The organism is Arthrobacter sp. 05T444 (assembly GCF_056395905.1).
Genome location: NZ_JBFTKK010000021.1, coordinates 68,952 through 83,702 on the forward strand (window position 1 = coordinate 68,952; position 14,751 = coordinate 83,702).

12 protein-coding genes are annotated in these 14,751 nt (G+C 65.0%); 7 read left to right on the forward strand and 5 right to left on the reverse strand.

What is annotated here, in order from left to right:
* The first annotated feature begins 225 nt into the window (after positions 1 to 225).
* Genes AC1DD3_RS17855 through AC1DD3_RS17865 form a run of 3 tightly spaced genes read left to right on the forward strand, consistent with a single transcriptional unit; the run spans position 226 to position 3,336 of the window.
* Positions 226 to 2,046 (forward strand): ABC transporter ATP-binding protein, encoded by a 1,821-nt coding sequence (locus tag AC1DD3_RS17855; RefSeq protein WP_230118570.1) that lies wholly within the window; start codon positions 226 to 228, stop codon positions 2,044 to 2,046.
* Positions 2,043 to 2,966, forward strand: a complete 924-nt coding sequence (locus AC1DD3_RS17860) for an NUDIX hydrolase (RefSeq protein ID WP_230118568.1) — start codon at positions 2,043 to 2,045, stop codon at positions 2,964 to 2,966. Before AC1DD3_RS17855 ends, AC1DD3_RS17860 begins: the two co-directional genes overlap by 4 nt.
* Positions 2,967 to 3,006: 40 nt before the next feature.
* Entirely contained in the window at positions 3,007 to 3,336 is a 330-nt protein-coding gene (locus AC1DD3_RS17865; RefSeq protein ID WP_230118567.1) for a DUF6221 family protein, read from the forward strand.
* Here the strand turns inward: AC1DD3_RS17865 and AC1DD3_RS17870 are convergent.
* Positions 3,333 to 3,935, reverse strand: a complete 603-nt coding sequence (locus tag AC1DD3_RS17870; RefSeq protein ID WP_476876311.1) for a DnaJ family domain-containing protein — start codon at positions 3,933 to 3,935, stop codon at positions 3,333 to 3,335. The two genes, AC1DD3_RS17865 and AC1DD3_RS17870, sit on opposite strands and share 4 nt — an antisense overlap.
* Positions 3,936 to 4,130: 195 nt before the next feature.
* Here AC1DD3_RS17870 and AC1DD3_RS17875 point away from each other — a divergent pair, with 195 nt between their 5' ends.
* On the forward strand, positions 4,131 to 4,772 hold the full coding sequence (locus AC1DD3_RS17875) for an NADPH-dependent F420 reductase (protein ID WP_476882191.1): 642 nt from the start codon (positions 4,131 to 4,133) through the stop codon (positions 4,770 to 4,772).
* A gap of 95 nt (positions 4,773 to 4,867) precedes the next feature.
* On the opposite strand, the gene AC1DD3_RS17880 is transcribed toward AC1DD3_RS17875, so the two are convergent.
* Positions 4,868 to 5,062 carry a hypothetical protein gene (locus tag AC1DD3_RS17880; protein WP_230118561.1) on the reverse strand — a complete coding sequence of 65 codons (195 nt, stop codon included), beginning with the start codon at positions 5,060 to 5,062 and terminating at the stop codon, positions 4,868 to 4,870.
* Between the two features lie 379 nt (positions 5,063 to 5,441).
* Here AC1DD3_RS17880 and AC1DD3_RS17885 point away from each other — a divergent pair, with 379 nt between their 5' ends.
* Positions 5,442 to 6,461, forward strand: coding sequence for a matrixin family metalloprotease (locus tag AC1DD3_RS17885; RefSeq protein ID WP_476876313.1), 1,020 nt, complete (start codon positions 5,442 to 5,444; stop codon positions 6,459 to 6,461).
* Positions 6,462 to 6,827: 366 nt separating this feature from the next.
* The gene (locus AC1DD3_RS17890; protein WP_476882192.1) at positions 6,828 to 12,365 is read left to right on the forward strand and encodes a peroxidase family protein; all 5,538 of its coding nucleotides are present in this window, start codon (positions 6,828 to 6,830) and stop codon (positions 12,363 to 12,365) included.
* A gap of 70 nt (positions 12,366 to 12,435) precedes the next feature.
* On the opposite strand, the gene AC1DD3_RS17895 is transcribed toward AC1DD3_RS17890, so the two are convergent.
* Positions 12,436 to 12,660, reverse strand: a complete 225-nt coding sequence (locus AC1DD3_RS17895) for a hypothetical protein (RefSeq protein ID WP_230118555.1) — start codon at positions 12,658 to 12,660, stop codon at positions 12,436 to 12,438.
* A gap of 512 nt (positions 12,661 to 13,172) precedes the next feature.
* Between AC1DD3_RS17895 and AC1DD3_RS17900 the strand changes: the two genes are divergently transcribed.
* Positions 13,173 to 13,856, forward strand: coding sequence for an NADPH-dependent F420 reductase (locus AC1DD3_RS17900; protein ID WP_290369750.1), 684 nt, complete (start codon positions 13,173 to 13,175; stop codon positions 13,854 to 13,856).
* Between the two features lie 65 nt (positions 13,857 to 13,921).
* On the opposite strand, the gene AC1DD3_RS17905 is transcribed toward AC1DD3_RS17900, so the two are convergent.
* Together AC1DD3_RS17905 and AC1DD3_RS17910 are read right to left on the reverse strand one after the other, a co-directional pair.
* Positions 13,922 to 14,509, reverse strand: a complete 588-nt coding sequence (locus tag AC1DD3_RS17905; protein WP_230118614.1) for an adenylate kinase — start codon at positions 14,507 to 14,509, stop codon at positions 13,922 to 13,924.
* A 63-nt stretch (positions 14,510 to 14,572) separates the two neighbouring features.
* Positions 14,573 to 14,751: aldehyde dehydrogenase family protein (locus AC1DD3_RS17910; RefSeq protein ID WP_476882195.1), on the reverse strand; the 179-nt coding region annotated here is incomplete at its 5' end.

Below are 14,751 nucleotides of genomic sequence, written 5' to 3' on the forward strand. Positions count from 1 at the left end.
GACCCTTCAGACCCAAACAGGATTTCCCCAAGCTCTGACAGCGTTTTCCCCAAGCTCCCTCGTGGATATTGGAGCGCACCAAAGAAGCTCCACTCGGGATGGAGCGGTGCCGGCCCACATACGGGCCGGCTTGCGGCAAGGCCGGGTGAAAATGCTCCGGCTTCCGCTCTGCAGCTAGGCGGCACGGCTCTCCTTGGATGCCGCAGGTCTACTTTAGGGGGACACATGTTTCTCACGTTTTGGCGTTTTCGGCGGGCTATCACGCCCCACGCCTGGGCAATGGGCGGCGGCGCACTGCTGGTTATTTTCGTCGCCGCAATGGAAGTGGCGTTGCCCTGGCCAATGAAGATCATCGTTGACGACGTGTTGCAGCCCCGGGGCAATTCCAAGCCGGATCCGACGGCGGCGTACCTGGGGCTCGCCGGGCTCGGCCCGCTCCAGTTGCTCCTTCTCGCCGCATCGGCGCTTCTCACCATGACAGTGATGAATGCCGCGGCGGATTATCTGGGGACCCGGATCCTCAACGGCGTCGGCGAAAAGACCATGGCGGCCATCCGCGCCGACGTCTTTACCCACCTGCAGCGGTTGTCCCTGTCATTCCACGACAAGCAACGGCTGGGGGACCTGGTCACACGAACCACCACGGACGTTGATTACGTCCGCTCGCTCATGGTGTCCATGCTTTCCGTGCTGCTTCCCAACGTGTTCATTCTGGGGTTTGTCACCACCATCTGCGTACTCGTCGACCCGGCGTTCGCGTTGATCGGGATGGCAGTGGCACCGTTGCTGTTCGTGACGGTGCTCTTCTACCGGCGCCGCATCAAGAAGGCCTCCCGGGAGGCACGCAGCAAGGACAGCGACATAGCGGCGGCGATGTCGGAGACGTTCGCGTCCGTGCGGGTAATGCAGACCTACACCAGCGAAGCACGCCATGAGGAGGACTTCCGGTCACGGAATGACGGACGGATGAACGCAGGACTGAGGGTCATACGGCTTCAGTCATTGTTCTCGCCGCTGGTCGATGTCATCGCGACGTTGGGAACAGTACTGGTGCTCTGGATCGGCGCCCAGCGGGTGCTGGATGGAACCATGACACTCGGCCTGTTGCTGGTGTTCATCGCATACCTCAAGGCACTGTATTCGCCGATGAAGTCCCTGGCGAAACTGACAACCGTGATCAGCCGCGGCCAGGCCAGTGCCGAGCGCATCCAGGAAATCCTTGACACGGCGCCGGCCGTCTTCGACAAGCCGGACGCCCGCCCTGCCCCGCGGCTGAGCGGCGGCGTGGAGCTGCGTGGGGTCAGCTTCGGCTATCAGGGGCAGCACGATGTCCTGCACAGTATTGACCTCACGGCCGAGCCGGGCAGCCTGGTGGCCATCACGGGCCCCACGGGTGCCGGAAAATCGTCGCTGGTCAGCCTGATTCCCCGTCTCTACGACGCCACACAGGGGTCTGTGCTTCTCGACGGGCTGGACGTGCGGGACCTGCAGCTCGCCACCGTCCGCAGGCAGATTTCCATGGTGCTGCAGGAATCCATCCTGTTTCGCGGGACGATCTACGACAACATCGCCTACGGATCCGAGGGAGTCACCCGCGAGCAGGTGTTTGCGGCGGCCGAGGCGGCCCATGTGGACGAGTTCGTCCGGAACCTCCCGCAGGGATACGACACGCCGGTGGCCGAGCGCGGCGTTTCGCTCTCCGGCGGACAGCGTCAGCGCATCGCGATCGCCCGCGCCCTCGTGCGGAACACCCCCATCGTCATCCTCGATGAACCGACGTCGGGCCTGGATGCGATTTCCGAGCAGTACGTCATGCGTGGGCTCGACCGGCTCATGGCCGGACGCACAGTGATCGTCATTGCCCACAGGCTGTCCACGCTTAAGCGAGCCGACCACATTTACGTCCTCGACCACGGCCGGATTGTGGAAAGCGGCCGCCACGGGGATCTTGTGGCATCCGGCGGTCTCTACAGCCGGCTGGATGAACTTCAGCATTCACGGGAAACCCCGGCCCTGGCCCTGGTACAAACGGAGGCCAGCGCATGAGCACGCTCAAGCCCCCCACCTACGGTGCATTGCCCTGGCGGATCGGTCGCAAGGGCGCCCTCGAAGTCCTCCTGATCCACCGGCCTGCCCATGACGACTGGTCCATCCCCAAGGGCAAAGCCGAGCCGGGAGAATCCGGCAGGGAATGTGCGGCACGGGAAGTGCTGGAGGAAACCGGCTTTGAGTGCCGTCTTGGCGCGGAACTGCCCAGCATCCGGTATGAAGACAGCAAGAACAGGATCAAAACCATCCGTTACTGGGCAGCGGCGATGGAGTCAGGCAGCTTTACTGCCAACGACGAGGTAGACGCGGTCCGGTGGCTGTCTCTTCCGGCAGCCCTGCGCACCTTAACGGAGCCTCGGGACCGTCCTGCCATCATCTCCCTGGGCACCCAGCTCCAGATGCAGCTGGGCGTGCGCCCGGTGCCCGACCTGGAGAAAATGCTGCTCCTCGTCCGCGGCGCGCAAGTCACCAAACGAAACGAAGAGGGCAGTTCAGATGACGGCCGGATGCTGGCTGAGAATGGTGAATACGCCGCCCGAACACTGGCTGCTTTGGGGTCGATGTTCAAAATAGATCGGGTTGTGTCCGCCCCTTCTGCCCGGTGTGTCGAAACCGTCGCCGAGCTTGCCCGGCAGGAGTCCCTCGAAGTGGAGCGCTCAGACCACCTGACCGGGGGCAGCATCGCAGCGACCCTCGACCTGGTGGCAGAGGCCCGCGGGACGGGAACCGTGCTGTGCACGCATGAGGGCGTGATGGCGGGCGTTGTGGAGCACCTCATCCGCAACGACCGCACGGTGCTGAGTAAACGCTTCCGCGTCCGCAAGGGATCGGCCTGGGTGGTGACCGGCGACGACAGCCGCTACCACTCCGCCTACTACCTCCCGCTGTCTGCATCGGACTTCGGCAGCGGATCATAGCCCCGTGTCCCGCCATTGCGGCGGGGCGTACGCTCGGTTTGTGGACATTGTCGAATTCCTGTCCGAGCGCATCACCGAGGATGAGGCCGCGGCCCGGAAACTTCTCAGTGACAGGACCCTTTCCAAATCGGGCCAGTGGTACGAAAACCGCCTGCTGCTGGAGTGTGCGGCAAAGCGAAGAATTATCGGCATCATCGAGGCCGCCCGGCAGACGGCCTTGGCAACGCTGGTCAGCAACCCGTACGGGGATGGCTCCCAGTGGATTCCGGAGGCCCTTGAATGGACCACTCTGTCCCTGAACGCCCTGGCTCTCCCCTACGCCGACCATCCTGACTTCGAGCAGGACTGGCTGACCACCGGCCGGGCTTAGCCGGAGCCACTCCAGAGACGCCGCCACCATGGCCGCCGGGGTTCCGGCTCGGACAGGTCGGCATCGGCAGCGGCGACGGCGGACCGCCGCTCCTGCCAGCGCTGCACCTCGGCGTCGGCGTCGCGGGTCCTGGTGATCACGGGCGGGCCGCCCTGGAGCTGGCGCCGGGCATCGATGACGCGGGCGTTGAAGTCCTCCACGATGTCCCGCACCTGCTTCTCCGAGTACTGGGAATCCAGCCGGGCGTCCAGCTCTGCGTCCTCGGTCCGGAGGAGGATGGCCTTCGGTCCCATGCCGGTGATGTTCTCGCGCTGGATCAGGCCCTTGACCCACCAGTCGGGGTCGTATCCCTCCCCCAGGCCGGGGATCGGCTTGCCGGCGTATTTCAGGTTGTCGAACTTGCCCTGGGCCATGGCGTCCCGGATCAGGTATTCAACCCTGGCGGCGTCAGAGACCTTCTTGCGTTTCTGTCGCTCTTGCTCCTCCGCGGCGTCAAGCGCCGCTTCCTCCTCGGCCGTGATGCCGGCACCCCGAACGGCGCGCATCTCAGACAGCCGCTCCATCCTGCGCTTGAACTCGCCGGCTGCCCCGCCGCTCATCGTTCACCACCGTTCTCGTCCGCGAGTTGTAGCCCTGCCTTCCAGTATTCCGGCGTGCTTCGTGCCTTTCAATGGCACTGGCAGGAGCGGACGGCCAGGAGACGACGGCGGGAGGCATCCGCCGTCGTCCTCTTGCGTGGCGCGGCACTTGCGTAACGGTGAAATATCTGCGCGCGAACCGGTGTTGGCCCGGACATGACAACAATAGGAATCATCGGAGCAGGACACATTGGAAGCCAGGTTGCCCGCAAGGCGGTGCAGGTCGGCTACGACGTGGTGATCAGCAACTCCCGCGGACCGGAAACCCTGGCGGACCTGGTGGCTGAGCTGGGTCCCCGCGCGCGGGCCGCTACGCCCGCCGAAGCGGCGGCGGCTGGAGATGTCGCCGTCGTCACAGTGCCGCTGAAGAGCCTCCGGGACATCCCCGTGGAGCCACTTGCGGGCAAGATCGTGATCGACACGAACAACTACTATTGGGAGCGCGACGGCCGCATGCCGGCCCTGGACAACGGCGAAGCCACCACCTCGGGGCTGGTTCAGGAGCACCTCTCCCAGTCAAAGGTAGCCAAGGGATTCAACCACATCCTGGCCAAGGACATCACCACCGACGGGACGCCGGCCGGCACCGCCAACCGCCGCGCGCTTGCCACCGCCAGCGACTTCCCGGAGGCCAGCGAGCTGGTGACAAAGCTCTACGACGAATTCGGCTTCGATACCGTGAACGTCGGCCCGCTGTCCGAGAGCTGGCGAGTGGAACGGGACCGCCCGGCCTACGTCGCGCGTCAGACCGCCGCCGAGCTCACCGCGAACCTGGCACGCGCACCGCGCACCATCTGACCAAAGGCCGCGTTGCCGTGCGGCACCCACGGGGCAGACGACGGCGGGACCTCCCGCCGTCGTCGTCCAAACGTTTGATGGGGGCTGAGATCCCCCTACATGGGATCAGGCCAGTTTCCGATTGCCTCGCGCGCGGGGACGGTAACGCCGCCCGGGGGGTCGCCGGCTGCCTGCGCGCCTTTAGCGGCAGCGCCGTCGGCACGCGGCGCCTGCCCGGTGGTATCCGGCACCTCCTGGCTGGCGGTGGCAGAGTCAGAGGTGGCGGGAAGCTCGGACCTCATATTTTTCATGACTGGATCGGTCCCTCCGGCACGTAGGTGGCGGCCGCCCAGCCCAGCGGGTGCAGACAACTCAAGCTGCGTGCACACACCCGGCCACCCGATGCAATAACACTACGGCGAACCCGCATCTGGATGAACCCGTAAGCGGTACCCGACTTTTCGATGCCGCCGATACTTGCTCCCTTGGGTTCGCGGCGCCGAACAGACCGCGCGGATCTACGCAAAACCTGCGGCTTCCCTGCGGCTTTCCTGCGACGCGGTTGCTAGTGTGACTCATCACACGGTGCCGCAACCACGTTTCCATGGGGGAAGAACATGCTTGATAACTCCGCTAGTCCAGCGCGTTCAAAAGCCGGCCGGCGGCCCACCGGGCTCAACTGAGGAACGAATGCAGCGTTCGAACCCCGGCAGGTGGGAAGATCCGTCCCCGGACCGTGTAATCGTGTCGGCCGACGGCAGGCCCGTGCAGGTCCGGCGGTCGGCCAGCGGTCGGATCCCGCAATGGGCCATCGATGAGGCCCTGGGAAATCTGGAGGAACCCCTGCCGTGGCGTGCGGGCCCGATGCCCGGACACAACATATATCCATACCACCCGGGCAAGCGGCCTGGCGGAATCCGCCCATGGCGCCGATGGCTGGCCATTGGATCCAGCCTCGTCCTGCTGGCGGGCCTGTACTTCACTCCGGCGTTGTTCGAACGCTATGTGCTGCCGGCCGTCCTCCCCTATCTGCCCGGCGCTCCGCTGCCACCCCCAGGCGTTGAAGCCTCCGACGTTCCGCTGGGCCAGGCGCCGGCGGGCAGCGGGTCTCGCGCCTACAAGCTGCAGGAGTCCCCCGACCCCGGCCAGCCCTTCGCGGCCTACGATCCATGCCGCCCCGTCCACTACGTGGTCCGGCCGGATAACGCGCCGCCCGGGGCAGACCGGCTGATCCAGCAGGCCGTCATGGAGGTGTCAGCCGCAACCGGGCTGCGGTTCGTCTACGACGGCAGCACCACCGAGGCGCCCAGCGAGGAACGCGAGTCCTACCAGCCCGATCTGTACGGCAAGAGGTGGGCCCCGGTCCTGATTGGATGGTCCACTCCGGAGGAAAGCCCCGACCTGGCCGGGGACGTGGACGGGCTGGGTGGAAGCGGCTATGCCTACACTCCTGGCCGACCCTACGTCCTGGTCGCGGGCCAGGTGGAACTTGACGCCCCTGACCTCACCGAGATGCTGCAGTGGCCCGATGGTTCCGCCCATGTGCGTGCCGTCATCATGCACGAGCTCGGCCACGTTGTGGGACTCGACCACGTTGACGACCCGAAGCAGCTGATGTACCCGGAGGGTTCGGACATCACGGGATTCGCAGACGGTGACCGCGCCGGTTTGGCTCTCCTCGGCGCTGGAGCGTGCGTTCCGGAGCTGTGACGGACGCCGTCATTGGCCGCTGTCCATAGTGACAGGCTGTTAATTCCCTTTTTCCAGCGAATCTTCAGGAACGGTTCTTAGCTTTTATTACAGGCTCAGTCAACCGCGCGGCTGTCTGATCCTGCCGCTAGGAAAGCCCCCGAGATCCGCGTATTCGCAGGAGCGGGGGTCTTTCCGCGCCTGCGCACACCCTGTCAACACGCTTCCAGAGCCAGCACGGAGCCAGCACGGAGCCAACCTAGGAATACCTTGGCGCCGTCAGCCCCCGAGGGGGCCTGTTCGGGTCCCCTCTCCTGTTCAAGGTTTTCCGGAGCGAGCCGCCTCACGATGAGCGCGTCCTATCCCCTTTGAAACAGCAGGTGTGCCATGAAAACCTCAGACACAAGATCCGGCCCTGCAGCAACTGCAAAGCACGCAGGCCCTGCCCCCCAACCGAACCACAGCCAGCGGCGCAGTCGCAGCGGCACGCGGTCCGGAACCTTCCGGCTCATCAGCGCCGCCACAGCCCTCGCTTTGCCGATTGCCGTGGGCCTCCCCGTGGTCAACGCAAACGCGGTGGTGGCGCCGGTGGGCCAGGGCTTCACCGTTACAGCCTCAGACCTGGCCTACATCCTCAAGCAAATCAAGATCGCGGAAGCCCACGTGGCCAACACCACCTCCGAGACCGGCCCCTGCGGGGCCCTCGTCGGGCCGGGCCCCAACCAGATCCCAGACGCGCTGACCTCCTATGGCCTGCGGACAGTCGACGGTTCATGCAACAACCTGATCAACAGCCGCGAGACCTTCGGCGCCGCTGACCAGAAGTTCCCCCGCTACACCACGCCGGTCTTCAATGATGCAGACCCCGTTCCGCCAGGTTTCGGTCCGGCCGGCCCGACCTCCTACAAGCAGAAGACAGGCAACGTCTTCGACAGCAAGCCGCGTGACATCTCCAACCTGATCGTGGACCAGACCTCAACTAACCCCGCCGCCGTTGCCGCAGCAGGCTTCCCCGTCCGGACCCAGGGCAATGTTGGCGTCCACCCGTGCACCACCGACCCCGATCCCCTGGCAACGCCGCCCGTGGACGGCGTTCCCGCCGGATGCGTGCCGTCGCACAACACGCTCTTCATCCCGAACGTCACCACCGACGTCGGGCTGTCGCCACCGTACAACTCGATGTTCACCCTGTTCGGCCAGTTCTTTGACCACGGCGTGGACCAGACCGTCAAGAGCGGCGGCAACGTCTTCGTGCCGCTCCGGGACGACGACCCGCTGGTCGCCGGACCGGACCACGTCTTCGGCAACGCGGATGACCTGCCCGCCAATCAGCGCTTCATGGTGCTGACCCGGGCGCAGAACCAGCCGGGCCCCGATGGGGTCATGGGCACCGCCGATGATGAACAGAATGCGACCAACACGGACTCCCCGTACGTGGACCAGTCCCAGACCTACACCTCCCACCCCTCCCACCAGGTGTTCCTGCGGGAATACGTGGACAACGCAGACGGCAAGCCGGTCTCGACGGGCAAGCTCCTCGGCGGGGAAGCCGGCACCAAGGCCGTTAACGGCATGGCCACCTGGGCCACTACCAAGGAGCAGGCTTCGAAGCTTCTTGGTATCCAGCTGCTCGACAAGGACGTGCTGAACGTCCCCCAGATCGAAGTCGACCCGTACGGCAAGTTCGTCCCCGGTCCCGCACGCGGGCTTCCGCAGTTCGTGACGGCAACGGGACTGGTTGAGGCCAACCGCGCCGACAATGGCAACCTGGGCACTCTGGTCCCGTCGAACGTGCTCTACTTCGACACTCCGTTCCTGACGGACATCGCCCACAACGCGGACCCGTCCCCGCAGGACACTGACCACAACCCATCCACCCCGCCGGTAGCTCCGGTGCCTGACCCGGACAACGTCGCCTCGGCCGATTTCGCCAGCCAGCCTCCGGGCACCTATGACGACGAGATGCTGAACGCGCACTTCACCGCCGGCGACGGCCGCGTCAACGAAAACATCGGCCTGAGCACCATCCACCAGGTTTTCCACTCCGAGCATGACCGTTTGGTGGAGGACTTCAAGAACACCCTGACCAACGACACCTCGGTCAAGGGCGTCGCGGCACTGGCCGAGTGGAAATCGGCCCTGGGCACCCCTGACGGCTGGAACGGCGAGCGCCTGTTCCAGGCCGCCCGCTTCGTCACCGAGATGGAGTACCAGCACCTGGTGTTCGAAGAATTCGCCCGCAAGGTCCAGCCCGCGATCCAGCCTTTCCACGTCTACCACACGGACATCAACCCGGCGATCCACGCTGAGTTCGCGCACGCGGTCTACCGGTTCGGCCACTCGATGCTGACCGAGACCATCGCCCGAACCAACCCGGACGGAACCGACAACTCGATCCCGCTGCTGAACGGTTTCCTCAACCCGCCCTCGTACAGGGACGGCGGCACCGCCGGCGAGCTCACCTCGGAGCAGGCCGCAGGCGCAGTCGTTATGGGCATGAGCGACCAAACGGGCAACGAACTCGACGAATTCGTGACCGACACGCTTCGCAATAACCTGCTCGGCCTGCCCCTGGACCTGGCAACGATCAACATGACCCGCGCCCGGGAAGCCGGCGTTCCTCCCCTCAACGAGGTGCGCCGCCAGATCCACGACTCCACCGGGGACGGCCAGCTCACCCCCTACACCAGCTGGGCTGACTTCGGCCAGAACATCAAGCACCCCGAGTCGCTGATCAACTTCGTTGCGGCCTACGGCACCTACCCGAGCATCACCGGTGCAGCAACACTGGCTGACAAGCGGGCAGCTGCCAAGGCCATCGTGGACCCGGGCCCCGGCGCCACGCCTCCCACCGCCGACATGATGGACTTCATGAACAGCACCGGAGCGTGGGCCAACCAGGAGACCGGCCTGAACAAGGTGGACCTGTGGGTAGGCGGCCTCGCGGAGAAGACCAACCTCTTCGGCGGCCTGCTCGGCAGCACCTTCAACTACGTGTTTGAGAACCAGCTCACCGATCTCCAGAACGGCGACCGGCTGTACTACCTGGCCCGCACGCCCGGCATGAACCTGCGCACCCAGCTCGAAGGAAACAGCTTCGCCGAGATGATCATGCGCAACACCGACGGCACGAACACGCTGAAAGCCGACGTCTTCGCGACGGCCGACTGCAAGTTCCAGCTGAGCAACCTCGCCGGCACTCCGGAGGGCTACCTCGCTTCCGGACCCTCTGTCGCTGACGATCCTTCCACCCCTGACTGCAATGAAAACCTGCTGCTCCTGCGCAAGCCGGACGGCACCATCCAGTACCAGGAAAAGAACACCGTCGATCCGTCCGGCATCAACGGCCAGTCGGTCTACAACGGCACCGCCGCGGCGGACCGGGTAGCAGGCGGCAACGACAACGACACGATCTGGGGCAACGCAGGCAATGACGTCATTGAGGGCCAGGGCGGTGATGACGTTGCCTTGGGCGGCGACGGCAATGACCGCATCACGGACCTGTCCGGCGCCGACGTCCTCAAGGGCGGTCCCGGCAACGACTACACGAACGCCGGCATCGGCGACGACATCATGATGGGCGGCGACGGCCAGGACTTCATGAATGGCGGAGCCAACGACAATGAGACGTTCGCCGGACCCGGCAACGACTTCGTGCGGGCCGGTGACGGTGCAGACGCCGTGTTCGGCGACGGCGGGGACGACTGGATCCAGGGCGGCTCAGGCCAGGACCTGCTCCAGGGCGACCACGGCGCACCGTTCTTCGACGACCCTGCCCAGACCAAACCGGGCAATGACATCATGGTGGGCCAGGTGGGCGAAAACGACTACGACGCTGAAGGCGGCGACGACGTCATGGCCGCCAACGCCGCTATTGACCGGTTCGCCGGCGCCGCGGGATTCGACTGGGCGATTCACCAGTACGACACCGTCGGGGCCAACGATGACATGAAGATCAACCAGAACCTGGCGGGCGTCCCCCTCCAGCTGGTGGTCAACCGCGACCGCTGGCAGGAAACGGAAGCAAACTCCGGTTCGGCGTTCAACGATGTCATCAAGGGCGACGACGTAGTGCCCAGTGCCGTGGGCGGCGCAGGCTTTAGCGGCTGCGACGTCCTCGACCAGACGGGCATCGACCGCATCGCCGGCCTCGGTAACCTCCTCCCCGCTCCGAGCACCCCGCTCGCCCCGGTGGAAGCGGCATCCGCCATGGGGGCCTGCCCCCTCGACGGACCAGTCTGGGGAGACGGCAACATCCTCCTCGGCGGCCTCGGCAGCGACAGCATCGAAGGCCGCGGTGCCAACGACGTGATCGACGGTGACCGGTATGTCCAGGTACGCATCAGCGTGCGGACCAACCCGGCCGACCCGGCCACTGAAATCGGCAGCACCGACCTCATGGAGCACACCTACCAGGCGGGCAACACCCACACCCTGGAAGCGGACGTCGCTGCCGGTGTCATCGACCCGGGCAACCTGGTCGCCGTCCGGGAGGTCATCACACCAACCGCGGCGGACACCGCAGGCAACATCGACTCCGCGGTCTTCTCCGGACCGCAGGCCAACTACACCGTTACCACCACCGGCGGCGACGGCACCGTTGGCTCGGCGGGGTCAACCACCACGGTCACCGACAACGTCGGCGCCGATGGAACGGATACGCTGCGGAACATCGAACGGCTTGTCTTCTCCGACACCGTTGCCCCCGCGGCCCCGATCATCGGCCTGGCAGCAGCAGCAGGAGCGGGCCAGGCTACGGTCAACTTCACCCCCGGGGCTGGCGGCGTTGCCACCAGCTTCTCAGTGAAGGTCGTGGACGCAGCCGGCGCCCAGGTCGGTGCCCTTCGCACTGCACCGGCCGGCGCAACGAGCCTGGTTGTCACCGGGCTGACCAACGGAGCCGCGTTCCGGTTCCAGGTGTCGGCAACGAACGACCTCGGCACGAGTGCCTTCTCCGCTCTGTCCAATGCCGTGACTCCCAGTGCAGCGGTAGTCGCCGCAGCACCGGTCATGGGGGCCGTCACTCCGGGCAACGCCCAGGTCACTGTCAACTGGTCCGCGCCAGGGCCGGTCGCCAATGCCTCTGCGGTCACCGGATACGTTGTACGCACCTACGTCGGCACGAGCACCACGCCGACGCGCACGACGACGGTTGCCAACGTCACCAGCACGGTGATGGGAACCCTGATCAATGCAACCGGCTACACCTTTGATGTTGCGGCGATCAACTCCGTGGGCACCGGCCCGGCCTCCGCCCGGTCCGCACTGGCAACGCCGCGCACGGAGTTTGTGGCCCCGACGGTGACGGCCAGGACACCTGCCTCAGGTGCCCGCTCGGTCAGCCAGTCCGGAAACGTGACAGCGACATTCAGTGAACCAGTCGCAAATGTCAGCACCGGCACTGTCGTCCTGCGGCTCAACGGTTCGGCGACCCCGATCCCCGCCGCAGTGACGTACAACAACGCCACCCGGACGGCGACGCTGAATCCGAACGGGAACCTCCTGCCGGACCGTACCTACACGGCATCGATGTCCTCGATCCGTGACACGGCCGGCAATACGATCGCGTTCACGTCGTGGCAGTTCACTACGGGACCGGCACCCACAATGGTTTCGGTAACTCCGGGCATCAACGCCACGGGGGCCCGCCGCAATGCCAACATCACGGCACGGTTCAGTGAGAACGTCACCGGCATCTCGGCGGCGACAGTGACGGTCACCCGGGTATCCAACGGCGCAGGGGTCACGGCGGCTCTCGGCTTCAGCACCGCGAACCAAACCCTGACCATCAACCCAGGCGCCACCCTCCTGGCCAACACGCAGTACCGGGTCACGATAACCGGCGGCACAGGAGCCGTCCGCGACCTCGCGGGCAACCCGTTCGTCACCCGCACGTGGGTGTTCACCACGGGATCCGCCCTCTAGGCACCAGCGAGGGGCCTCATCACAAGAGAACGACGGCGGGAACCTCCCGCCGTCGTTCTCTTGCGTCTGGTCACATGTGCTCTGTCGGGGCTTTTCGATCCGGAGTCGCCTCAGGTTCCCCGCTGCGGTCCAGGACCTGCCACACGATCACCGATCCGGTGACGGCGGCGGCCACGATACCGGCGATCAGCCATGCGGTCCTGGAGGCCTGGCGGGTGGATCGGAGTTTCCGCTCCGCGCGGCTCAAGGCCTCCCGGACCTGGACACCGTCCACACCTCTGCTTAATCTGGTCATTTCCACCTTCCTTGACTCTGGCTGTTTTCGGTCAGCCTACTGGGCCGCTGAAAATATCCAAATAATAACCGGGATGGAAGGGTAAGCCGCCGGGCTCAGACCAGGCGCGGATGGCCCTAACGGCCTCGTCAGGCTTGTGCCGGGTTGTGCCACCAGCCTTCCCAAGCGGTGGACGTCAGCTGACCCTGGGGGAACTCAGCGACAGCACTGGTTTCGCCGGATTGACGGCTTCCATCTTTCTGGCGGGAACTGAGAAACAGGCTCAAGCTACTCCGAAGCATTGTTATTCCTTTCGATGCGTCACGCGGATCACGTTTTACAAGTAGGAATTAGCGTAGCCAGAGCTTGTTTCATGGCGTCGACTGAACGTTTCAGCTTTGTATCCAGAAGCTCACATGCCACCGCAAGACGACGGCATGTGGCTCCGCTCCAAAGGCACTTGACGCTTCAACTTTCTGGATGTAGATTTAGTTGTAGCTTCAAGTATTGATCCTCCAGCAGAACAGAATCTGATGAAAACCCTCCTGGCCCGCATATTCGGAAAGAAGACCACCATGACGAACATCACCATCATCGGCAACGGCAACATGGCCCGAGGCATCGCCACTCGCGCCCTGGCCGGAGGCCAGAGCGTAGAGATCCTCGGGCAGGACGCCGCCAAAGCGCAGGAACTGGCCCGCGAACTCGGCGCCGGCGTCACCTTCGGCACCACCGCGGACGCTCCGCAGGGAAGCATCGTGGTCCTGGCCGTCCCGTTCGAGGCCGCAAAATCCGTGGTCACCGCCTTAGGCCACACCCTGGCCGGCAAGACCATCGTGGACATCACCAACCCGGTGAACTTCGAAACCTTTGACTCCCTGGTGGTCGAGCCCGGCACGTCCGCGGCCGAGGAAATTGCCAAGCTCGTCCCGGCAAGCTCGAACGTGGTCAAGGCCTTCAACACCACCTTCGCCGGCACCCTGGTCGCCGGGGTATCGGGCGGCCGGCCCCTGGATGTCTTCGTCTCCGGAGACAACGCCGACGCCAACGCTGCTGTCAGCAGCTTCGTCAGCGCCGGCGGCATGCGCCCCCTGGTTGTCGGCCCGCTCAAGCGCGCCCGCGAACTCGAAGGATTCCAGTTCGTCCTCATGACCATGCAGGCCAACCCCGAGTTCGCCGACTTCAACTGGGACACTGGGCTGCAGGTCACCAAGTAGAAGCAGCCGGCGCAAGATCGCCCCGCTGGGCCGTAACACGTCCGGCGGGCGACGGCGACGCGGGACTAAGATCCACTGACGACGGAAATCCTCAAAGGATTATCAATAGTGCTCATGACCCTGTCGGTTACTTCGTCGATCCGGCCGAGGCCGTCAACCTGTGTCAGGATGCCGCGCTCCACATACTTCGCCACCACCGCTTCGGTCTGCCCGTGGTACAGGTCCAGCCGGTGCCGGATCACGGCTTCGGTGTCGTCGCTGCGGCCGGTTTCCTTGGCACGGCCCAGCAGGCGGGTGACCAGTTCCCCGTCGTCAGCCGTCAGCTGCAGGACGACGTCCAGTTTGTGCCCGCTGATGGCGAGGATCGAGTCAAGGTAGCCCACCTGCGCTGTCGTGCGGGGGTAGCCGTCAAGGAGGAAGCCGTGGCCGACGTCATCCTGGCTGAGACGGCTGCGCACCATCTCGTTGGTGACGCTGTCCGGAACGAAATCCCCGTTGTCCATGTACTTCCTGGCCTCAACGCCGAGGGGCGTCTCCCCTTTGACGTTGGCGCGGAAGATGTCGCCGGTTGAGATCGCAACAACGCCGAGGCGTTCCGAGATCCGTTCCGCCTGCGTTCCTTTGCCCGAGCCGGGCGGGCCAATAATCAGCATTCTCGTCATTCAAGTAACCCTTCGTGGTGCCGGTGAAAACTTGTGTTTGGTCCTGAAGCAGGTCTAGAAGAACCCGAGTTTGTTCTCGGAGTGGCTGACCAGGAGGTTCTTGGTCTGCTGGTAGTGGTCCAGCATCATGGCGTGGTTTTCACGTCCGATGCCGGAGGACTTGTAGCCGCCGAACGCGGCGCCGGCCGGGTAGGCGTGGTAGTTGTTGACCCACACGCGGCCGGCCTGGATCT